We start from the raw sequence: 14,184 nt of genomic DNA on the forward strand, positions 1-14,184 counted from the left end.
CCAGGATGTCGTTCTTGACCAAGATCTCGGCGCGCGGCCTCAACGTTCATTACGGCGAGAAGCAAGCGCTATTCGACGTGAACCTCGACATCCCGAAGCAGAACGTCACCGCGCTGATCGGCCCGTCGGGCTGTGGCAAGTCTACGTTTCTGCGATGCGTGAACCGCATGAACGACCTGATCGAGATCTGCCGCGTCGACGGCAAGCTGATGCTCGACGGGGACGACCTCTACGCGGACGGCGTCGACGTCGTCGCGCTGCGCGCGCGCGTCGGCATGGTGTTCCAGAAGCCGAATCCGTTTCCGAAGTCGATCTACGAGAACGTCGCGTACGGCCCGCGCATCCACGGCCTCGCGAGCAAGCGCGCAGACCTCGACGAGATCGTGATCACGAGCCTCGAGCGCGCGGGCCTCTACGGCGAAGTGAAGGAGCGCCTGCACGACTCCGGCACGAGCCTCTCGGGCGGCCAGCAGCAGCGGCTCTGCATCGCGCGCGCGATCGCGGTCAGCCCCGACGTGATCCTGATGGACGAGCCGTGCTCGGCGCTCGATCCGATCGCGACGGCCCGCATCGAGGAGCTGATCGGCGAGCTGCGCGAGAGCTTCACGATCGTGATCGTGACGCACTCGATGCAGCAGGCCGCGCGCGTCTCGCAGACGACGGCGTTCTTCCACCTCGGCCGCGTGGTCGAGTGCGGCGACACCGCGCAGATCTTCACCGACCCGCGCGACAAGCGAACGCGCGACTACATCACCGGAAGGTTCGGATGAGCAAGCGGCGCATCGCCGCGCGCAGCGAGGCGAAGTCTTCGGAGCCGAGCGGAGGTCGAACAGTGGCTTCTACATCAGTGAGGACGCGAAAGTCGCGCGCGACCGCGCCGTTGCGAGCTTGCCGATGACGCGGCCCGTCGAGCCCGTGCTCACGAACCTCCGTCAACAGTTGTTACGGATGGGCAGCCTCGCCGAGGCGATTCTCGAGAAGTCGCTGCAGAGCCTGTGGCGTCTCGACGTCGCGCTCGCCCGCGAGGTGAAGATCGACGACCTCGAGATCGATCGGCTCGACATCGCGATCGACGACCTCGTGCTGCGCATTCTCGCGACGCAGGCGCCCGTCGCGGACGATCTGCGAAACGTGATCGCGTGCAAGATGATCGCGACCGACCTCGAGCGCGTGGGCGACCTCGCGCGCAACATCGCGAAGAGCGCCGAGCGCCTCGCCACGCGCGCGAGCGTCGAGACGCCGCCGCGCCTGCGCACACTCGCCGAGGAGGCGCAGCGCATCCTGCGCCGCGCGCTCGACGCGTTCTCGGAGCACGACTCCGCGCGCGCGACGGACGTGCTGGCCGACGACGATCAGGTCGACGCCGACGAAGACGCCGTGATCCGCAGCGCGATCGAAGAGATCGCGACGCACCCAGAGTTCACCGCGCAGGAAGTCGACTTCATCCTGATCGCGAAGAACCTCGAGCGCGTCGCCGATCACGCGACCAACATCGCGGAGGACGTAATCCTCGCGACGCAGGCGCGGAATGTGAAGCACGCAGCGAAGTTGCTCGCCTAGGACTTCGTCTCCGACGCGCGCCTGCTCTTCCATGTTGACTTCGCATCGGCCTCGAAGACTCGGCCGCTGCTGCGCGCTCCGCTTGCGGCCTCGGCCGACATGCTTGGCAGGAGCGTTCGTCATCGAGACTCCTCTGACGTGCTCTCGGCGCGTCAGACTCGGGTGCTTTGGCGAGCGTCGGGGAGCTCCGTGGCGCTGACGCAAGTCGTGGGCAGACCGCACGTGTCGTTGCCGGTTCGTCACGGGTGGGACACCGGGGCGTCGCGAGGGCGCGACGCGGTCTGATGCGACGTTCCTCCGCTGAGCTTCGCGGTTACGACCGCGCGATCGCGTCGAGGATGACGCCTTCGCGCAGGCCCCAGTCGCACACCGCAACCTCGCGCAGCCCGAGTGAGCGCAGGATCTCTCGCACGATCAGCGCGCCGGTGGGGAGAAGATCGGCGCGGCGCGCGGACATGCCGCGCATGCGCATGCGACCCGCGTGCGTGGAGTCCGCGAGCTTCGCGACGAGTGCGTCGAGCTCGCTGCGGCGCAGGCGCGCATCGGGCGGGATGCGGTGCGTGTCCTCGTCGAGCGCGTTCGCGAGCCGATAGAGCGCGCGCACGGTGCCGCCGATCGCGACCGCGCTCTGCGCCGCGAAGCCTTCCACGCGCTCGCGCAGCGGCGCGAGGGAGTCGCGCACGCGCGCAGCGATCGCCTCTTGCTGCGCGCTCGTGAGCGGGTCGTCGCGCCCGAGCTCTTGGTGAATGCGGACGCTGCCGATCGGGAGCGAGCGCTCCCAGCGCACCTCGCCATTCGCGCCGAGCGCGAGCTCGAGGCTGCCGCCGCCGAGGTCGATGCCGAGCGCGCGCTCGTCGTTCAGCGAGAGGCGCTGCGCGATCGCGCGAAAGATCAGCCGCGCTTCCTCTTCTCCCGAGAGCACGCGCACGCGCTCGTCGAGCGCCTCCGACAGGCGCGCCACGACCTCGCGGGAGTTGGTGGCGTCGCGAAGCGCCGCCGTCGCCACGGCGATTACGCGATCGGCGCCTGCGTCAGCCGCGTCCTTGCGCATCTGCGAGACGGTCTCGACCGCAGCATCCGCGGCGGAGCGCGGGATCTTTCCGCCCTCCGTAATCAGTGCACCGAGCCGCAGCATCACGCGCTCGCGTCCGACGCGATGGATCGCGCCGCCGGGCTCGGCGTCCGCGACGAGCAGGTGAAACGAGCTCGAGCCGAGGTCGAGCACCGCGAGGCGCTGCGCACGCGGGCCGCCGACGCGGCGGCTTGGAGCGCCCGAGGTGTCGCGTGGTAGCCAGTAGGTCGCCCGCGGTCGCTCCCCGGCATCCGCCTCGACGCGCCAGAAGGAGCCTTTTTCGCACTCGATCTCGCTCGGCTTCACCCCATCGGCGTCGAGCGAGGCAAGCAGCACGGGCAAGAGATCGCCGTGGCCGCACAGCACGACGGGCTCGGCGGCGAGCGACGCCAACAACAACGCCGCGCCATCGAGCGTCGCGCCCTCCGCGAGCCGAGCGTCCTGCTCGATGCGCAATCCCGTCGTTTGCGCGAGCGGCTCGAGCGTCTGCACGCAGCGCACGTGGGGTGACGAAATCAGCCGCCGCGGGTGCTCCTCCGCGAGCGCCGTGGCGATCGCCTCGGCCTGCAGATCGCCCGCAGGCGTGAGCGGGCGCAGCTCGTCGTCTTCGCGCCAGCGATTGCGGCTAAAGGCCTTGGCGTGGCGGACCAAGAACAGCTTCATCTCGCGCGCTCGCCCCCTCGCGGGCTTGACCCGACTTGCTGGGCGAGTTTCTCGGGAATGCCGGGGCGCTCGTCAACGCGCGCGCTCGGCGGCGGCCGCCTCGTGCATCGCGCGCTGGAGGCTCGCGCCGGCCCGGCGCGCGACGCGATGCCACGCGCCGTCTTGATCGAGCTCCCAGGCGTGATCGTCGTCGCGCCGCGCGGCTTCGATCAGTGCATCGAGCCGGCGCTGGTGCGCCGGCGTCTCGATCGGCACGAGCGCCTCGATTCGTTGCGAGAGGTTGCGGGTCATCAGGTCCGCGGATCCGATGAAATAGCGGTAGCCGCGCCGCTCCGAGCCGAAGCGGAAGATGCGCGAGTGCTCGAGGTAACGGCCGAGGATCGAGCGCACCGTGATGCGCTCGGAAAGGCCGAGCACGCCGGGTCGCAGGCAGCTGATCCCGCGCGAGACCAGCTCGATGCGCACGCCGGCGCGCGAGGCTTCGCAGAGCGCATCGATCATGGCGGCATCCTGGATGCCATTGACCTTGATGAACGCGCTGCCGTCTGGCTCGCGCATCTCGGCATCCAGCTGCTCGACGAGCGCGCTGCGCAGGTTGTGCGGCGCGACCAGCAGCTTCTCGTAGCTCGGCGCGCGCGAGAGGCCGGTGAGATGGTTGAAGAGCAGCGCGACGTCGCGGCCGATCTCGGGGGACGCGGTGAAGAGGCCGAGATCCTCGTACACGCGAGACGTCACCGGGTTGTAGTTGCCCGTGCCGATGTGCGAGTAGCGCTGCACGCCGCCGGGCTCTTCGCGCACCACCAAAGCGAGCTTCGCGTGCGTCTTCAGCCCGATCACTCCGTAGACGACGTGCGCACCGGCGCGCTCGAGCAGCTGCGCGCGCTCGATGTTCGCGCGCTCGTCGAAGCGCGCGCGCAGCTCCACGACCACTGCGACTTCCTTGCCGGAGCGCGCGGCGTGACAGAGCGCGAGCACGACGGGGTTCTCGTTGCCAGAGGCGCGGTAGAGCGTGTGCTTGATGGCGCGCACGTGCGGATCGCGCGCGGCCTGCCACACGAACTCCTCGACCGAGCCGCGAAAAGACTCGTAGGGGTGGTGCACGAGCACGTCGCCGCGCTTCAGCACCGCAAAAAAATCCGGCGCGCGCTCGTGCTCCTCGCCGCGCAGCTGCGGAGGTTGCACGGGGACGAGCGAAGGGAACTTCAGCTCGGGTCGCTCGAGATTCGCGATCTCCCAGAGATCGCCGAGCTCGCCGAGCGCATGGAATTCATAGGTGTCGTCAACGCGCAGCCCGAGGTTTTCGCGCAGCAGCGCGCGCATGCCTTCGGGCATTTCGCGCTCGACCTCGAGACGCACTGGATGGTTCGTGCGCAGGCGGCGCTGCAGGCCCGAGGCGACGGCGTCGAGCAAGTCGTCGGCCTCGCCTTCATCGAGCTCGAGGTCGGCGTCGAGCGTCACGCGGAATGCGTGCTGCTCGAGGATGCGCATGCCGGGAAAGAGCAGATCGAGCTTCGCGGCGATCAGCTCCTCGATCGGCAGCAGCGGCTCGCCGCCGCCAAGCGCGATGAAGCGCGGCAGGTTCGGCGGCACCTTGACGCGCGCGAACGAGATCGCGCGCTGCTGCTCGGGGTTCTCGAGCCACACCCCGAGATTCAGCGAGAGGTTGGAGATCGCGGGAAACGGATGCGCGCTGTCGACGGAGAGCGGCGTGAGCACGGGCTCGACGTGGCTCTCGTAATAACTCGTCGCCGACTCGCGCGCGCTCGCGCCGAGGTCCTTCCAACTCGCGATGCGGATGCCGAAGCTCCCGGCGTCTACCTCTGGGACGAAGACCGCCACGAAGTCGAACGCGCCGCCCGCGACCTCGCCGCCGGCCGTCAACCCGCCCGCCCCACCCGCCGCATGCTGATCATCCCGCTGCAAGAGATCGCAACAGCGATCAACCATTAGGGAACGCAGCGAACGGGAGGCGCCAACGCGCGGAGCACGATGGCTGACGCGCCGCCACCCGAGCCAGATCGGCTCGGATGACGAACGCTACTCCCAAGCGGGTCGGCCGAGGCCGCAAGCGAAGCGCGCAGCTTTCCGCGGAGTCTTCGGAGCGGAAAGCGAAGTAAACAAGGAAGAGCGCAAGCCCCGTTACTCAGACCGCCCACAGAGGCCGCACACCTCGCCGCCGCCTACATCCCTGCGTAATCCGGCCCCTCGCCCCCCTCAGGCGGCGTCCAGGTGATCACCTGATAAGGATCCGCGATGTCGCACGTCTTGCAGTGCACGCAGTTCTCGTGGTGGATGAAGAGCTTCTTCTTCCCGGGCCGCTCGCCGTCGTCGACCATCTCGTAAACGGCCGCCGGGCAGAAGTGCTGGCACGGGTTGCCGTACTCCTCGGCGCACTGGTCGCGACACAGATCGGTGTCGGCGACGACGAGGTGCGACGGCTGGTCGGCCTCGTGCGCAGTGCCTGAGAACTGCACGAGGTGCTCCTTCGAGAAGGTGAGCTTGCCGTCGAACTCGAACTTCTCCTTCTCGCGCTGCCCAGCCGGAAGCTCGGCGAGCTTCTTCATCTCGTGGTGGCCGGCTTCGAACTTGATGTTGTCGACGAGCCCGCGGCCGCCGGAGAGGAACATGCGGATGGGCTCGTTCAGCATGAAGAACGGGAGACCCATCGTGAAGGCGCCGTGGAAGTTGCGCGCCTGGCGGTGCTCCTCGTACGCCCAGCTCCCGCGATAGCGCTCGGTGTAGCCTCCGAGCGTCGTCGTGGTGAAGTCGTCGGCGGCGAGCGCGTCGACGATCGTGTCCGCGGCCATCATGCCGCTCTTCATCGCCATGTGGACGCCCGCGAGCTTCTCCGCATTACAGAAGCCGGCCGCGTCGCCGACGATCAGCGCGCCGTTGCAGTAGAGCTTCGGCATCGAGGACATGCCGCCGATCGGGATCGTCTTCGCGCCGTATCGCACGAGCTCGGCGCCCTCGAGCAGGTCGCGCATGAACGGGTGCGTCTTGAACTTCTGCGCCTCGAGGTGCGGATCGTGGAACGGGCTCGAGGCGTCGAGCGCGCTCACCATACCGTAGGACACGAGGTTGTCCTGCAGGTCGTAGAGCCACATGCCACCGAAGAACTTCGGCAGGTTCGCGGGGATCATCCCGTGGATCACGCGGCCCGGGCGGTGCTTCTCCGGCTTGACGCGCCAGATCTCCTTGATGCCCGTCTCGTAGACCTGCGGGTTCTCGCCCTCGAGGCCGAAGCGCTCGACCAGCTGCTTGGTGAGGCTGCCGCGCACGCCTTCGCCGAGCACCGTGACCTTCGCGCGAATGTCCATCCCGGCCTGATAAGTCCCCTTCGGCTTGCCGTGCTTGTCGACGCCCATGTCGCCGAGCCGCACGCCCACGACTTTGCCGCCCTCGATCAGCAGCTTGTCGCCCGCGAAGCCGGAGTAGATGTCGATGCCGAGCGCCTCGCACTTCTCCGCGAGCCACTTCGCGACCTTGTTGAGCGAGGCCACGTGGTAGCCGCGCTTCGCGAACATCGGCGGATTCAGCGGCGCGCGAATCGCCATGTTGCCCACGAACAAGTACGTCATGTCGTTCGTGCAGATGTGCTCGGTCGGGAAGCCTTGCTCCACGAAGTCCGGCATCAGCTCCGAGATGCCCTTCGGGTTGATCACCGCGCCCGACAGCATGTGGTCGCCGACTGCGGCGCCCTTCTCGATCACGAGCACGGCAGGCTTGTCGAGGCCGCGCTCTTCGCAGCGCTTCACGAGGTGGTAGGCGGAAGCGAGCGTTGCCGGGCCGGCGCCCACGTACAGAACGTCCACTTCCATCACTTCGCGTTCGACGGCCATGCGATCTCCGAGGGCTCATCCGAGCCGGAAAAAGAGGAGCCACGATAGGAGAGGGGGGGAGTGGGTCAAGCAGGTTCCCGCCGTCGGAGAAATCGAAAAAGCCGAGTCGCGTCGCCGCGTTGACCCGCTTTCGTCACTTCCTTATGGTGCGCCGCCTTTCGCCCGAACCGAGTGCGCTCGGCAGCTGGAGAGAACGATGGCGACGATGATCACCGAGGAGTGCATCAACTGCGGCGTGTGCGAGCCGGAGTGCCCGAACGAGGCGATCAGCGAGGGCGAAGAGACGTTCGTGATCGACCCGGCGCTGTGCACCGAGTGCGTGGGCTTCCACGAGACCGAGCAGTGCGCCGAAGTTTGCCCCGTCGACTGCTGCGTGCCCGACCCCAACAACACCGAAGACGAGGCGCTGCTGTTCGAGCGCGCGAAGGCGATTCATCCCGACAAGGCGGCGGGTCTCGCGCTGTCCGCCGAGACGTCGCGCTTCCGCAAGTAGTGCGAGCGATGCGCATGCGCTCGCGGTGTGCGGTGTTCGCGCACTCAGAGTGGGCGTGAGCGCGATGCGCGCAGAGTCGGCCATCGTCGACATCGCGCGCGATTTCTTGGCCGCGCACCGCGCGCTGCGCGCGATCGGCGCGAGCGAGGCGGCGGGCTCGCTGCGCTTCGACGAGGTGCGCGAGTTCGTCGGCGACGACGAGCGCAGCGTGCTGTTCCGCCTGAAGGAGCGCTGCCACGCGCTGTTCCGCGGCGACGACTCGGAGATCGCCACGAGCGCGCTCTTCGATCTCGCGGTGGGCTCGCTCTTCCACGAGGCGATGAAGCTGCGCGAGCACGTCTATCAGGCCGACGTGTACGCGCCGAAGGTCGCCGCGCTGCGCGCGCGCGGCGTCAGCGACGAGAGCGGCCTGCTCGCCGAGTTCGACAAGCTCGTGCGCGACGCGCGCGTGCGCCTCAAGGAGTCGGTGGCGGAGTCGCGCGTGTTGTTAGGGCGGACGACGGCGCAGTTCCGCGTACTGCTGAGCAGTTACGCGGACAACGGGCTGCTGGCGCGCTTCCTGGTCGAGAACGCGGGCGAGCTCGCGCGCGCGTTCGATCGCAGCGAGGACGCCGCGCTGGCCGATCTGCACGGAAGCGCCGGGGCCGCGTGGCGCCGCGCCGCGTGGTCGTACCTCGCGAGCGGCTTCTTCGCGGAGGCGACGCGCGCGCTCGCCGAGGCCGAGCGGCGCGGCGAGCGCGGCCCCGAGCTCGTTCGCCAGCGCGCGTTCGCGGACGGCATGAGCGCGTACCTCGCGGGCCGCTACGACGCGGCGCTGAGTGGCCTCGAAGCGTGGGTGGGCGCGCAGCCCGGCGGCGACGAGCTGCGCCTTGCAGCGCTCGCAGCGTCCGCGATGGCGGGTGCGAAGAAGCTCGCGGCGAGCGATGCCGCGCTCTCTCAGCGTGCGGCGCAGCTCGCGGACCGCCTGCGCGCGCTCTCCTCGCGCGCCTAGTTGTCAGGCGACGCGTGCGCCCTCTGGCGCGCGTAGAGCCAAGCCGCGCCTCCCACGACGACCATCGTGATCCCGATCAGCTGCGCGCCGGTCAGCCCGAACGCCATCGGCGGATTCACACGCAGCGTCTCGACGGCGAAGCGCCCGACTCCGGCGAGCACGCCGTACTCCGCGAACAAGAACGGGCTCGCTTTGCGGCGCCTCCACAGCACGATGCCGATGAAGATCAGCCACGCGGTCTCGTACAGCTGGGTCGGGTGCACGGGCACGACGGTGGGCGGAGCGCCTTCCGGGAACGCGATGCCGTACCACGCGTCGGTGGGCTTGCCGTAGTCGTCGCCCACGAGGAAGCAGCCGATGCGCCCGCACGCTTGGCCGAAAGGGGCCGCATTCGCGACGGCTGCGGCCACGGAAGCGGTCGGGATCTTGTGGAGCCAGGTGCCAACCGTGACACCGATCGTTCCGAGGATCAGCCCGCCAAACCACACCATGCCGGCGCGGGAGAGCAGCGCCGGGAAGAACTCAGCTTCCCCGCGCAGCGTGAACTCGATGGCGTAATAGAGCTTCGAGCCGAGCACGCCGAAGACGACCGCGTAGATCAGGATGGTGGACGACAGCTCGGGATCGAGCTTCATCTCGCGGAAGCGCCGCGCCACGACGTAGTCCGAGACGAGAAAGCCGATCGCGACCATCACGCCGAACGAGCTGATCGCGAAGCCGAACGGCTCCCAAAGCACGGGGTACATGGCGCGGCACCCTAGGAGACTCGACTGCGCGCGTCATCGCGCGCGCTCAGCGCGCGATCGGGATCGTGACGTGTACCGCGGCGCCCTCGCCGGGGATGCTCTCGACCCACGCGCGCCCGCCCCAGCGCGCGGCGAGGTCGCGCACGATCGCGAGACCGAGCCCGCGCGGACGCTCGCTCGCGGCATGCGCGCTGCTGTGGCCCGCCGCGAAGACGCGTTCGCACTCGCTGCGCGGGATGCCGACGCCGTTGTCGCGAACCGTCAGCGTCGCGACGTCGCCTCCGCAGCGAACTTCCACGCAGATCGTCGCATCGACCGGGTCGCCCATGTGATCGATGGCATTGTCGATCAAGTTCGACAGCACGCGATGGAGGCTGCCGGGCGCGCAGGCGAGCGCGGGCGCATCGAGCGGAGTCACGAGGCGAACGCCCTTGCGGTCGAGCTCCTGCTTGCGCTCGGCGCGAATCTCTTCGACCACGCGGGTCACGTCGGCCAGCGGCTGGTGCGTCGGGTCGGCGGCTGACTCGATCAGCGCTTGGAGCGTTCCTGCGAAACGCTCGATGCGCTCGAGAAAGCTCACCGCGCGGGCCGTGTTGCCGCGCGCAAGCTCCTCGCGCGCAAGCCGAGAAAACCCGATCACACCGCACAGCGGAGAGCGCAGGTCGTGGGCGAGCGCGGCGACCCGGTCGGGCGCTGTCTCTTCCCATTCGACGTAGACGAGCGTCGCGTCTCCAAGCCGGGCGCCGTGCGCGCTCGCCCGGCGCGAAGATCCGTCCGCGTGGGCCAGCTCGCGGAGCTGGCGTTTGGGGCCGGCATGCGGGCCAAGGCTCAGGCCGAGCTCCTCAGCGGGACGGCCGAGGACCTCGCACGGGGTCGAGTAGCCGAGACCGCTCGCGATGCGCTCGGTCGCGGCGCGCACGACCCCCGCGGCGTCGACGAGCACGAGGGGCGCGTCGACGTACGCGACCAACTCCGCGAGCGACTCGAGTGCGCCGGTCGCATCCCACGGTTGCTTCACGATCGGCACCTCGATCGCATCGGCTCAGCAATTGCCCCGCAGACACGCCCGCGGGGCATCGAATCCTATCAACGCGGCATTTCGGGGGGAATCTCAATCACCTGAGCGAGGTGCTCGCATCTCCTTCGGAGCGCAGCCGACCGGCAGGCACAGTCTTTGGGAGTGCTCCCTCGCGCGCCCGTCCGATACGGTTCGACACCCCCCGCGATCGAACGCGCGCCCCCGGTCGCGCGATCGGCGTTGGGGGCGGCTTCGGGAGGGTCTTCAATGACCCGAAACCAAGTACTCCTGCTCGTCGCGCTCTCGGGCTTCATGCTGAGCGGCAGTCAGCCGCCCGCGCCCGGTACGCCCGCCGTCTCGGCGGCGCCGCCCGAGCAGCATGAGCGCATCGTGGCCCGCATCGCTGGCCTGAATCCGCACCTGACGCCCGGCCAGCTGGATCGCATCGAGGCGGCGATCGATCGCTACTCGGAGAAGTATGGGCTCGACCCGGTGCTCGTGGCGGCCGTGATCGAGGTCGAGAGCTCCGGCAAGCCGTGGGCGCGCAGCCCGGCTGGTGCGCTCGGGCTGATGCAGGTGATGCCGCACATGATCCGGCCCATGGGGATGGCCGGGAATCCGTCGACCGTCGAGGCAAACGTCGAGGCGGGCTGCGCGATCCTGGCGAGCAACATTCGGCGCCTGGGCGAAGAGGACGGCATCTCGGCTTACTTCTGGGGCGGCAACATCAAGGGCCCCGGCTACCTGAACAAGGTGAAGGCCGCGCGGGAGCGCTTGCGAGCCGAGCTAGAGGCGTGACCTTGCGGCGATGAGCGACCCGGCGCTGCGGCGAATCGAGGGCTGGCACACCGCGCCGGCTGATCTCGCGATCTTCCGCCGCGTCTGGCTCCCGGCGCTCGAGCCGCAGCGAGTGCTGCTGCTGGTGCACGGGTTCGGCGAGCACAGCGGGCGCTATGACGAGCTCGCCGCCTGGTTCGCCGCGCGAGGCTGCGCGGTCTACGCCTACGACCTGCGCGGGCACGGGCGATCGGGCGGCCGGCGCACGCACGTCGCGTCGTTCGACGAGTACCTCGACGACCTCACCGCGATTCACGAGCTCGTGCGCGAAGAGCACCCGGGGCTTCCGCTCACGCTCGTCGGCCACAGCATGGGCGGCTTGATCGGGCTCGCGTATCTCGCGCTGCGCAAGCCCTCGCTGCGCGGCGCGATCATCTCCGCTCCCGCGCTCGCGCCGGATCGCGCGGTGCCCGCGTGGCGCTTGTGGCTGGCGCGCGCGCTGCGCCGGCTCGCGCCGCAGCTGGCGATGGCGAGCGGCCTCGATCTCAGTGGGCTCTCTCGAGACGAGGAAGTCTTCCGGCGCTACCTCGCAGACCCGCTCGTCGTCCGCACGATGACGGCCTCGCTCGGCGCCGAGCTGATCGCGATGGCGCCGCGGGTTCGCGCAAGCGCCGGCGCGATCGACGTGCCTGTGCTGATGATGCACGGCGCCGCGGACCCGATTTGCATCGCATCCGCGAGCGAGGAGTTCGCCGCGCAGCTGCGGGCGCCGGGCAGCGCACTGCGCATCTATCCGAATCTGCGCCACGAGATCTTCAACGAGCCGGAGCGCGAGCGCGTGTTCGGCGACGCGTGGAAGTGGCTCGAAAGTGAGGCGGGGACATGAGCGCGAAGCTCACGCACTTGGACGAGCAGGGCCGCGCGCGCATGCTGGATGTCGGCGCGAAGGAGGTGACCGAGCGCGTGTGCGTCGCGCGCGGCGAGGTGCAGATGGCCCGCGCGACGCTCGAGGCGATCACGAGCGGAGCGACGCCGAAGGGAGACGTGTTCGCGACCGCCCGCATCGCGGGCATCCAGGCCGCCAAGCGCACCGGCGAGTGGATCCCCCTCGCGCACCCGATGCCGCTCGACGCCGTGGAGGTGGTGCTCGTGCCCGATTCCGCCGCGAGCTGCGTGCGGGTCGAGGCGACCGTGCGCGCGCATTGGCGCACGGGCGTCGAGATGGAAGCGATGGTCGCCGTGAGCGCCGCGGGGCTCACGATCTACGACATGTGCAAGGCGATGGACCGGGGGATGTCCGTCACGGCGGTGCGACTCGTGCGCAAGAGCGGCGGCAAGAGCGGAGTGTGGGAGCGAACCGGCGAGAAATAGCTGGCGCCTCGTGCAACTGCGGCGGAGGTTGCTGGTTCGAGACCGAGCGCATCGGCAGTCGCAGCGAATGCCGCGTCCGACGCTTCGTCTGTCATGATGATTTCGCCGGGCGGCGCCGGAACCGGCAGGGGGGCGCGGTGTCAGATCGCGCGTGGCATTCGTGACCGAACCGATTCTCCCGAGGACTGGCGCGACTGCCGCGCCGGCGGCGGCCGACGCGCAGGCGATCGACCCCGATCTTTCCCTGGTCGCGCGTTGGCGCGCCGGCGACGTGGTCGCCTTCAGCGAGCTCGTGCGGCGTCACCAGCGCAAAGTGTTCGGCATGCTCGCGCGCATGCTCGGCGACCGCGACGACGCCGCGGACGCGACGCAGGAGACCTTCCTCAACCTGCACCGGCACGGCCATCGGTTCCGCAGTGAGTCGCGCTTCTCGACATTCGTCTACCGCGTTGCGGTAAACGCGGCGCTGAATCGCAAGCGCAGCCAGACTCGCCGCCGCGCGCGCACCGAGGAGTTCGCGCAGGGTCAGCAGATCGGGCAGGCGCTGCCTTTCACGCCGCGTGGCCCCGAGGATGCGATCGGCGGCGGCGAGGTGCAGCAGCGCGTGCAACGCTGTCTCGCCGCGCTGCCCGAAGCGCTCCGCGCGCCGGTCGTGCTCTACGACATCGAGGGCTTGAGCTACGGCGAGATCGCCGAAATCCTCCAGATCGCGGAGGGCACGGTGAAGTCACGCATCCATCGCGCGCGTCATGCGCTGCGGCGCGAGCTCGCCGACCTCGCGCGCGAAGTCGGGGCCGCGGAATGATGCACTGGCGCGCGCGGCGGCGGCTCTCCGAGTACCTCGATGGCTCGCTGTCCGAACGCGCGCAGCGCGCCGTCGCGATTCACCTCGACGCGTGCGCGCAGTGCCGCCGCGAGCTCGCCGAGCTGCGCGCGACCGTGCAGTTGTTGCGGTCGTTGCCAGAGCTCGAAGAGCCCGCATTTCTCGCGACGCGAATCGAGGCGCGCATCGAAGCGGGGGAAGCTGCGCCGACGTGGCGCGATCGCGTGCGCGATCTCGCGGACGCCGCGCTCGCGAGCAACTGGATGCCGGCCGCGAGCGCAGTCGCCGCGCTGTTCGTGGTCGCGACGGCTCTGCAGGTCCAGGTGAACATTCAGCTGCCGTGGGCAGCGGCTCCGCCGCAGGTTCCGCAAGCACCGGCGGCCGCGCCGGCGCCGTTCTCTGCGCCTTCCTTCTCGCCCCCGCCCGTCACGCTCGTGTCGCGCGCCGAGGTTCCGCCGGGGGCGACGCCCGTACGTGAGCGCCGCCGCTTCGATCACTTCGTGCTGCAAGACGCATCGGGCGTGTGGCGAGCGTGCGCAGCGCGGCCCCGCGATGCCGAGTGCCGCAGCTTCCGGCGCCAGCTCGTCGACCTCGCGCTCGAGGATCCGCCGGTGTTCGTGAACGAAGTCGCAGCCTTCCCGCCGGCTTCGCAAGAGCGCGTGCTCAGCGCGATTTCGATGGAGGCAGCGCGCGCGGGTCATGCCGAGCGCGTCGTCGTGCGGCTGCGCGGCCTGCGCGACCCGCGCGTCGAAGGCATCGTCGTTCGCCTCGAGCGTCCGGCTCCGTCTCGCGAGTGACCGCTTTCCGGCGGAGCGTGTGAGCCGCTGA

General features: G+C 69.5%; 14 protein-coding genes. 9 read left to right on the forward strand and 5 right to left on the reverse strand.

Annotated features, from left to right (window positions below; genetic code table 11):
- Nucleotides 1-5: 5 nt before the first annotated feature.
- The gene (locus FJ091_00580; GenBank protein ID MBM4381838.1) at nucleotides 6-770 is read left to right on the forward strand and encodes a phosphate ABC transporter ATP-binding protein; all 765 of its coding nucleotides are present in this window, start codon (nucleotides 6-8) and stop codon (nucleotides 768-770) included.
- A gap of 124 nt (nucleotides 771-894) precedes the next feature.
- Nucleotides 895-1,560 carry a phosphate signaling complex protein PhoU gene (gene phoU, locus FJ091_00585; protein ID MBM4381839.1) on the forward strand — a complete coding sequence of 222 codons (666 nt, stop codon included), beginning with the start codon at nucleotides 895-897 and terminating at the stop codon, nucleotides 1,558-1,560.
- A gap of 313 nt (nucleotides 1,561-1,873) precedes the next feature.
- Here phoU and FJ091_00590 read toward each other — a convergent pair whose 3' ends face one another.
- The 3 genes from FJ091_00590 to FJ091_00600 form a co-directional block, all read right to left on the reverse strand.
- On the reverse strand, nucleotides 1,874-3,295 hold the full coding sequence (locus tag FJ091_00590; GenBank protein ID MBM4381840.1) for a histidine phosphatase family protein: 1,422 nt from the start codon (nucleotides 3,293-3,295) through the stop codon (nucleotides 1,874-1,876).
- 72 nt (nucleotides 3,296-3,367) lie between these two features.
- A complete protein-coding gene (ppk1, locus tag FJ091_00595) occupies nucleotides 3,368-5,176 on the reverse strand; it encodes a polyphosphate kinase 1 (protein ID MBM4381841.1) in 1,809 nt (602 codons plus the stop codon).
- Between the two features lie 299 nt (nucleotides 5,177-5,475).
- The gene (locus FJ091_00600; GenBank protein MBM4381842.1) at nucleotides 5,476-7,137 is read right to left on the reverse strand and encodes an electron transfer flavoprotein-ubiquinone oxidoreductase; all 1,662 of its coding nucleotides are present in this window, start codon (nucleotides 7,135-7,137) and stop codon (nucleotides 5,476-5,478) included.
- A gap of 196 nt (nucleotides 7,138-7,333) precedes the next feature.
- Between FJ091_00600 and FJ091_00605 the strand changes: the two genes are divergently transcribed.
- Both FJ091_00605 and FJ091_00610 read left to right on the forward strand, forming a co-directional pair.
- Complete coding sequence (locus tag FJ091_00605; GenBank protein ID MBM4381843.1) at nucleotides 7,334-7,630, forward strand: YfhL family 4Fe-4S dicluster ferredoxin; 297 nt, start codon at nucleotides 7,334-7,336, stop codon at nucleotides 7,628-7,630.
- Between the two features lie 55 nt (nucleotides 7,631-7,685).
- Complete coding sequence (locus FJ091_00610; GenBank protein ID MBM4381844.1) at nucleotides 7,686-8,621, forward strand: hypothetical protein; 936 nt, start codon at nucleotides 7,686-7,688, stop codon at nucleotides 8,619-8,621.
- On the opposite strand, the gene FJ091_00615 is transcribed toward FJ091_00610, so the two are convergent.
- Nucleotides 8,618-9,367 carry a prolipoprotein diacylglyceryl transferase gene (locus FJ091_00615; protein ID MBM4381845.1) on the reverse strand — a complete coding sequence of 250 codons (750 nt, stop codon included), beginning with the start codon at nucleotides 9,365-9,367 and terminating at the stop codon, nucleotides 8,618-8,620. The two genes, FJ091_00610 and FJ091_00615, sit on opposite strands and share 4 nt — an antisense overlap.
- A gap of 46 nt (nucleotides 9,368-9,413) precedes the next feature.
- The gene (locus FJ091_00620; protein MBM4381846.1) at nucleotides 9,414-10,385 is read right to left on the reverse strand and encodes a HAMP domain-containing histidine kinase; all 972 of its coding nucleotides are present in this window, start codon (nucleotides 10,383-10,385) and stop codon (nucleotides 9,414-9,416) included.
- A 267-nt stretch (nucleotides 10,386-10,652) separates the two neighbouring features.
- Here FJ091_00620 and FJ091_00625 point away from each other — a divergent pair, with 267 nt between their 5' ends.
- The 5 genes from FJ091_00625 (at nucleotide 10,653) to FJ091_00645 (ending at nucleotide 14,153) form a co-directional block, all read left to right on the forward strand.
- The gene (locus tag FJ091_00625; GenBank protein MBM4381847.1) at nucleotides 10,653-11,183 is read left to right on the forward strand and encodes a transglycosylase SLT domain-containing protein; all 531 of its coding nucleotides are present in this window, start codon (nucleotides 10,653-10,655) and stop codon (nucleotides 11,181-11,183) included.
- 10 nt (nucleotides 11,184-11,193) lie between these two features.
- Nucleotides 11,194-12,048: a lysophospholipase gene (locus FJ091_00630; protein MBM4381848.1), complete on the forward strand. Its 855-nt coding sequence runs from the start codon at nucleotides 11,194-11,196 to the stop codon at nucleotides 12,046-12,048.
- Entirely contained in the window at nucleotides 12,045-12,533 is a 489-nt protein-coding gene (moaC, locus tag FJ091_00635; protein ID MBM4381849.1) for a cyclic pyranopterin monophosphate synthase MoaC, read from the forward strand. Before FJ091_00630 ends, moaC begins: the two co-directional genes overlap by 4 nt.
- A gap of 160 nt (nucleotides 12,534-12,693) precedes the next feature.
- Complete coding sequence (locus FJ091_00640) at nucleotides 12,694-13,338, forward strand: sigma-70 family RNA polymerase sigma factor (protein MBM4381850.1); 645 nt, start codon at nucleotides 12,694-12,696, stop codon at nucleotides 13,336-13,338.
- Nucleotides 13,335-14,153, forward strand: a complete 819-nt coding sequence (locus FJ091_00645) for a zf-HC2 domain-containing protein (protein ID MBM4381851.1) — start codon at nucleotides 13,335-13,337, stop codon at nucleotides 14,151-14,153. Before FJ091_00640 ends, FJ091_00645 begins: the two co-directional genes overlap by 4 nt.
- Nucleotides 14,154-14,184: the final 31 nt, after the last annotated feature.

It is taken from the genome of Deltaproteobacteria bacterium, assembly GCA_016875395.1.
In the GTDB taxonomy this organism is placed as follows: Bacteria; Myxococcota_A; UBA9160; order UBA9160; family UBA6930; genus VGRF01.

Coding starts and splice junctions, on each gene's coding strand:
- FJ091_00580 (MBM4381838.1), top strand. CDS start 6: ATGTCGTTCTTGACCAAGATCTCGGCGCGCGGCCTCAACGTTCATTAC.
- phoU (MBM4381839.1), top strand. CDS start 895: ATGACGCGGCCCGTCGAGCCCGTGCTCACGAACCTCCGTCAACAGTTG.
- FJ091_00590 (MBM4381840.1), bottom strand. CDS start 3,295: ATGAAGCTGTTCTTGGTCCGCCACGCCAAGGCCTTTAGCCGCAATCGC.
- FJ091_00600 (MBM4381842.1), bottom strand. CDS start 7,137: ATGGCCGTCGAACGCGAAGTGATGGAAGTGGACGTTCTGTACGTGGGC.
- FJ091_00605 (MBM4381843.1), top strand. CDS start 7,334: ATGGCGACGATGATCACCGAGGAGTGCATCAACTGCGGCGTGTGCGAG.
- FJ091_00615 (MBM4381845.1), bottom strand. CDS start 9,367: ATGTACCCCGTGCTTTGGGAGCCGTTCGGCTTCGCGATCAGCTCGTTC.
- FJ091_00625 (MBM4381847.1), top strand. CDS start 10,653: ATGACCCGAAACCAAGTACTCCTGCTCGTCGCGCTCTCGGGCTTCATG.
- FJ091_00630 (MBM4381848.1), top strand. CDS start 11,194: ATGAGCGACCCGGCGCTGCGGCGAATCGAGGGCTGGCACACCGCGCCG.
- moaC (MBM4381849.1), top strand. CDS start 12,045: ATGAGCGCGAAGCTCACGCACTTGGACGAGCAGGGCCGCGCGCGCATG.
- FJ091_00645 (MBM4381851.1), top strand. CDS start 13,335: ATGATGCACTGGCGCGCGCGGCGGCGGCTCTCCGAGTACCTCGATGGC.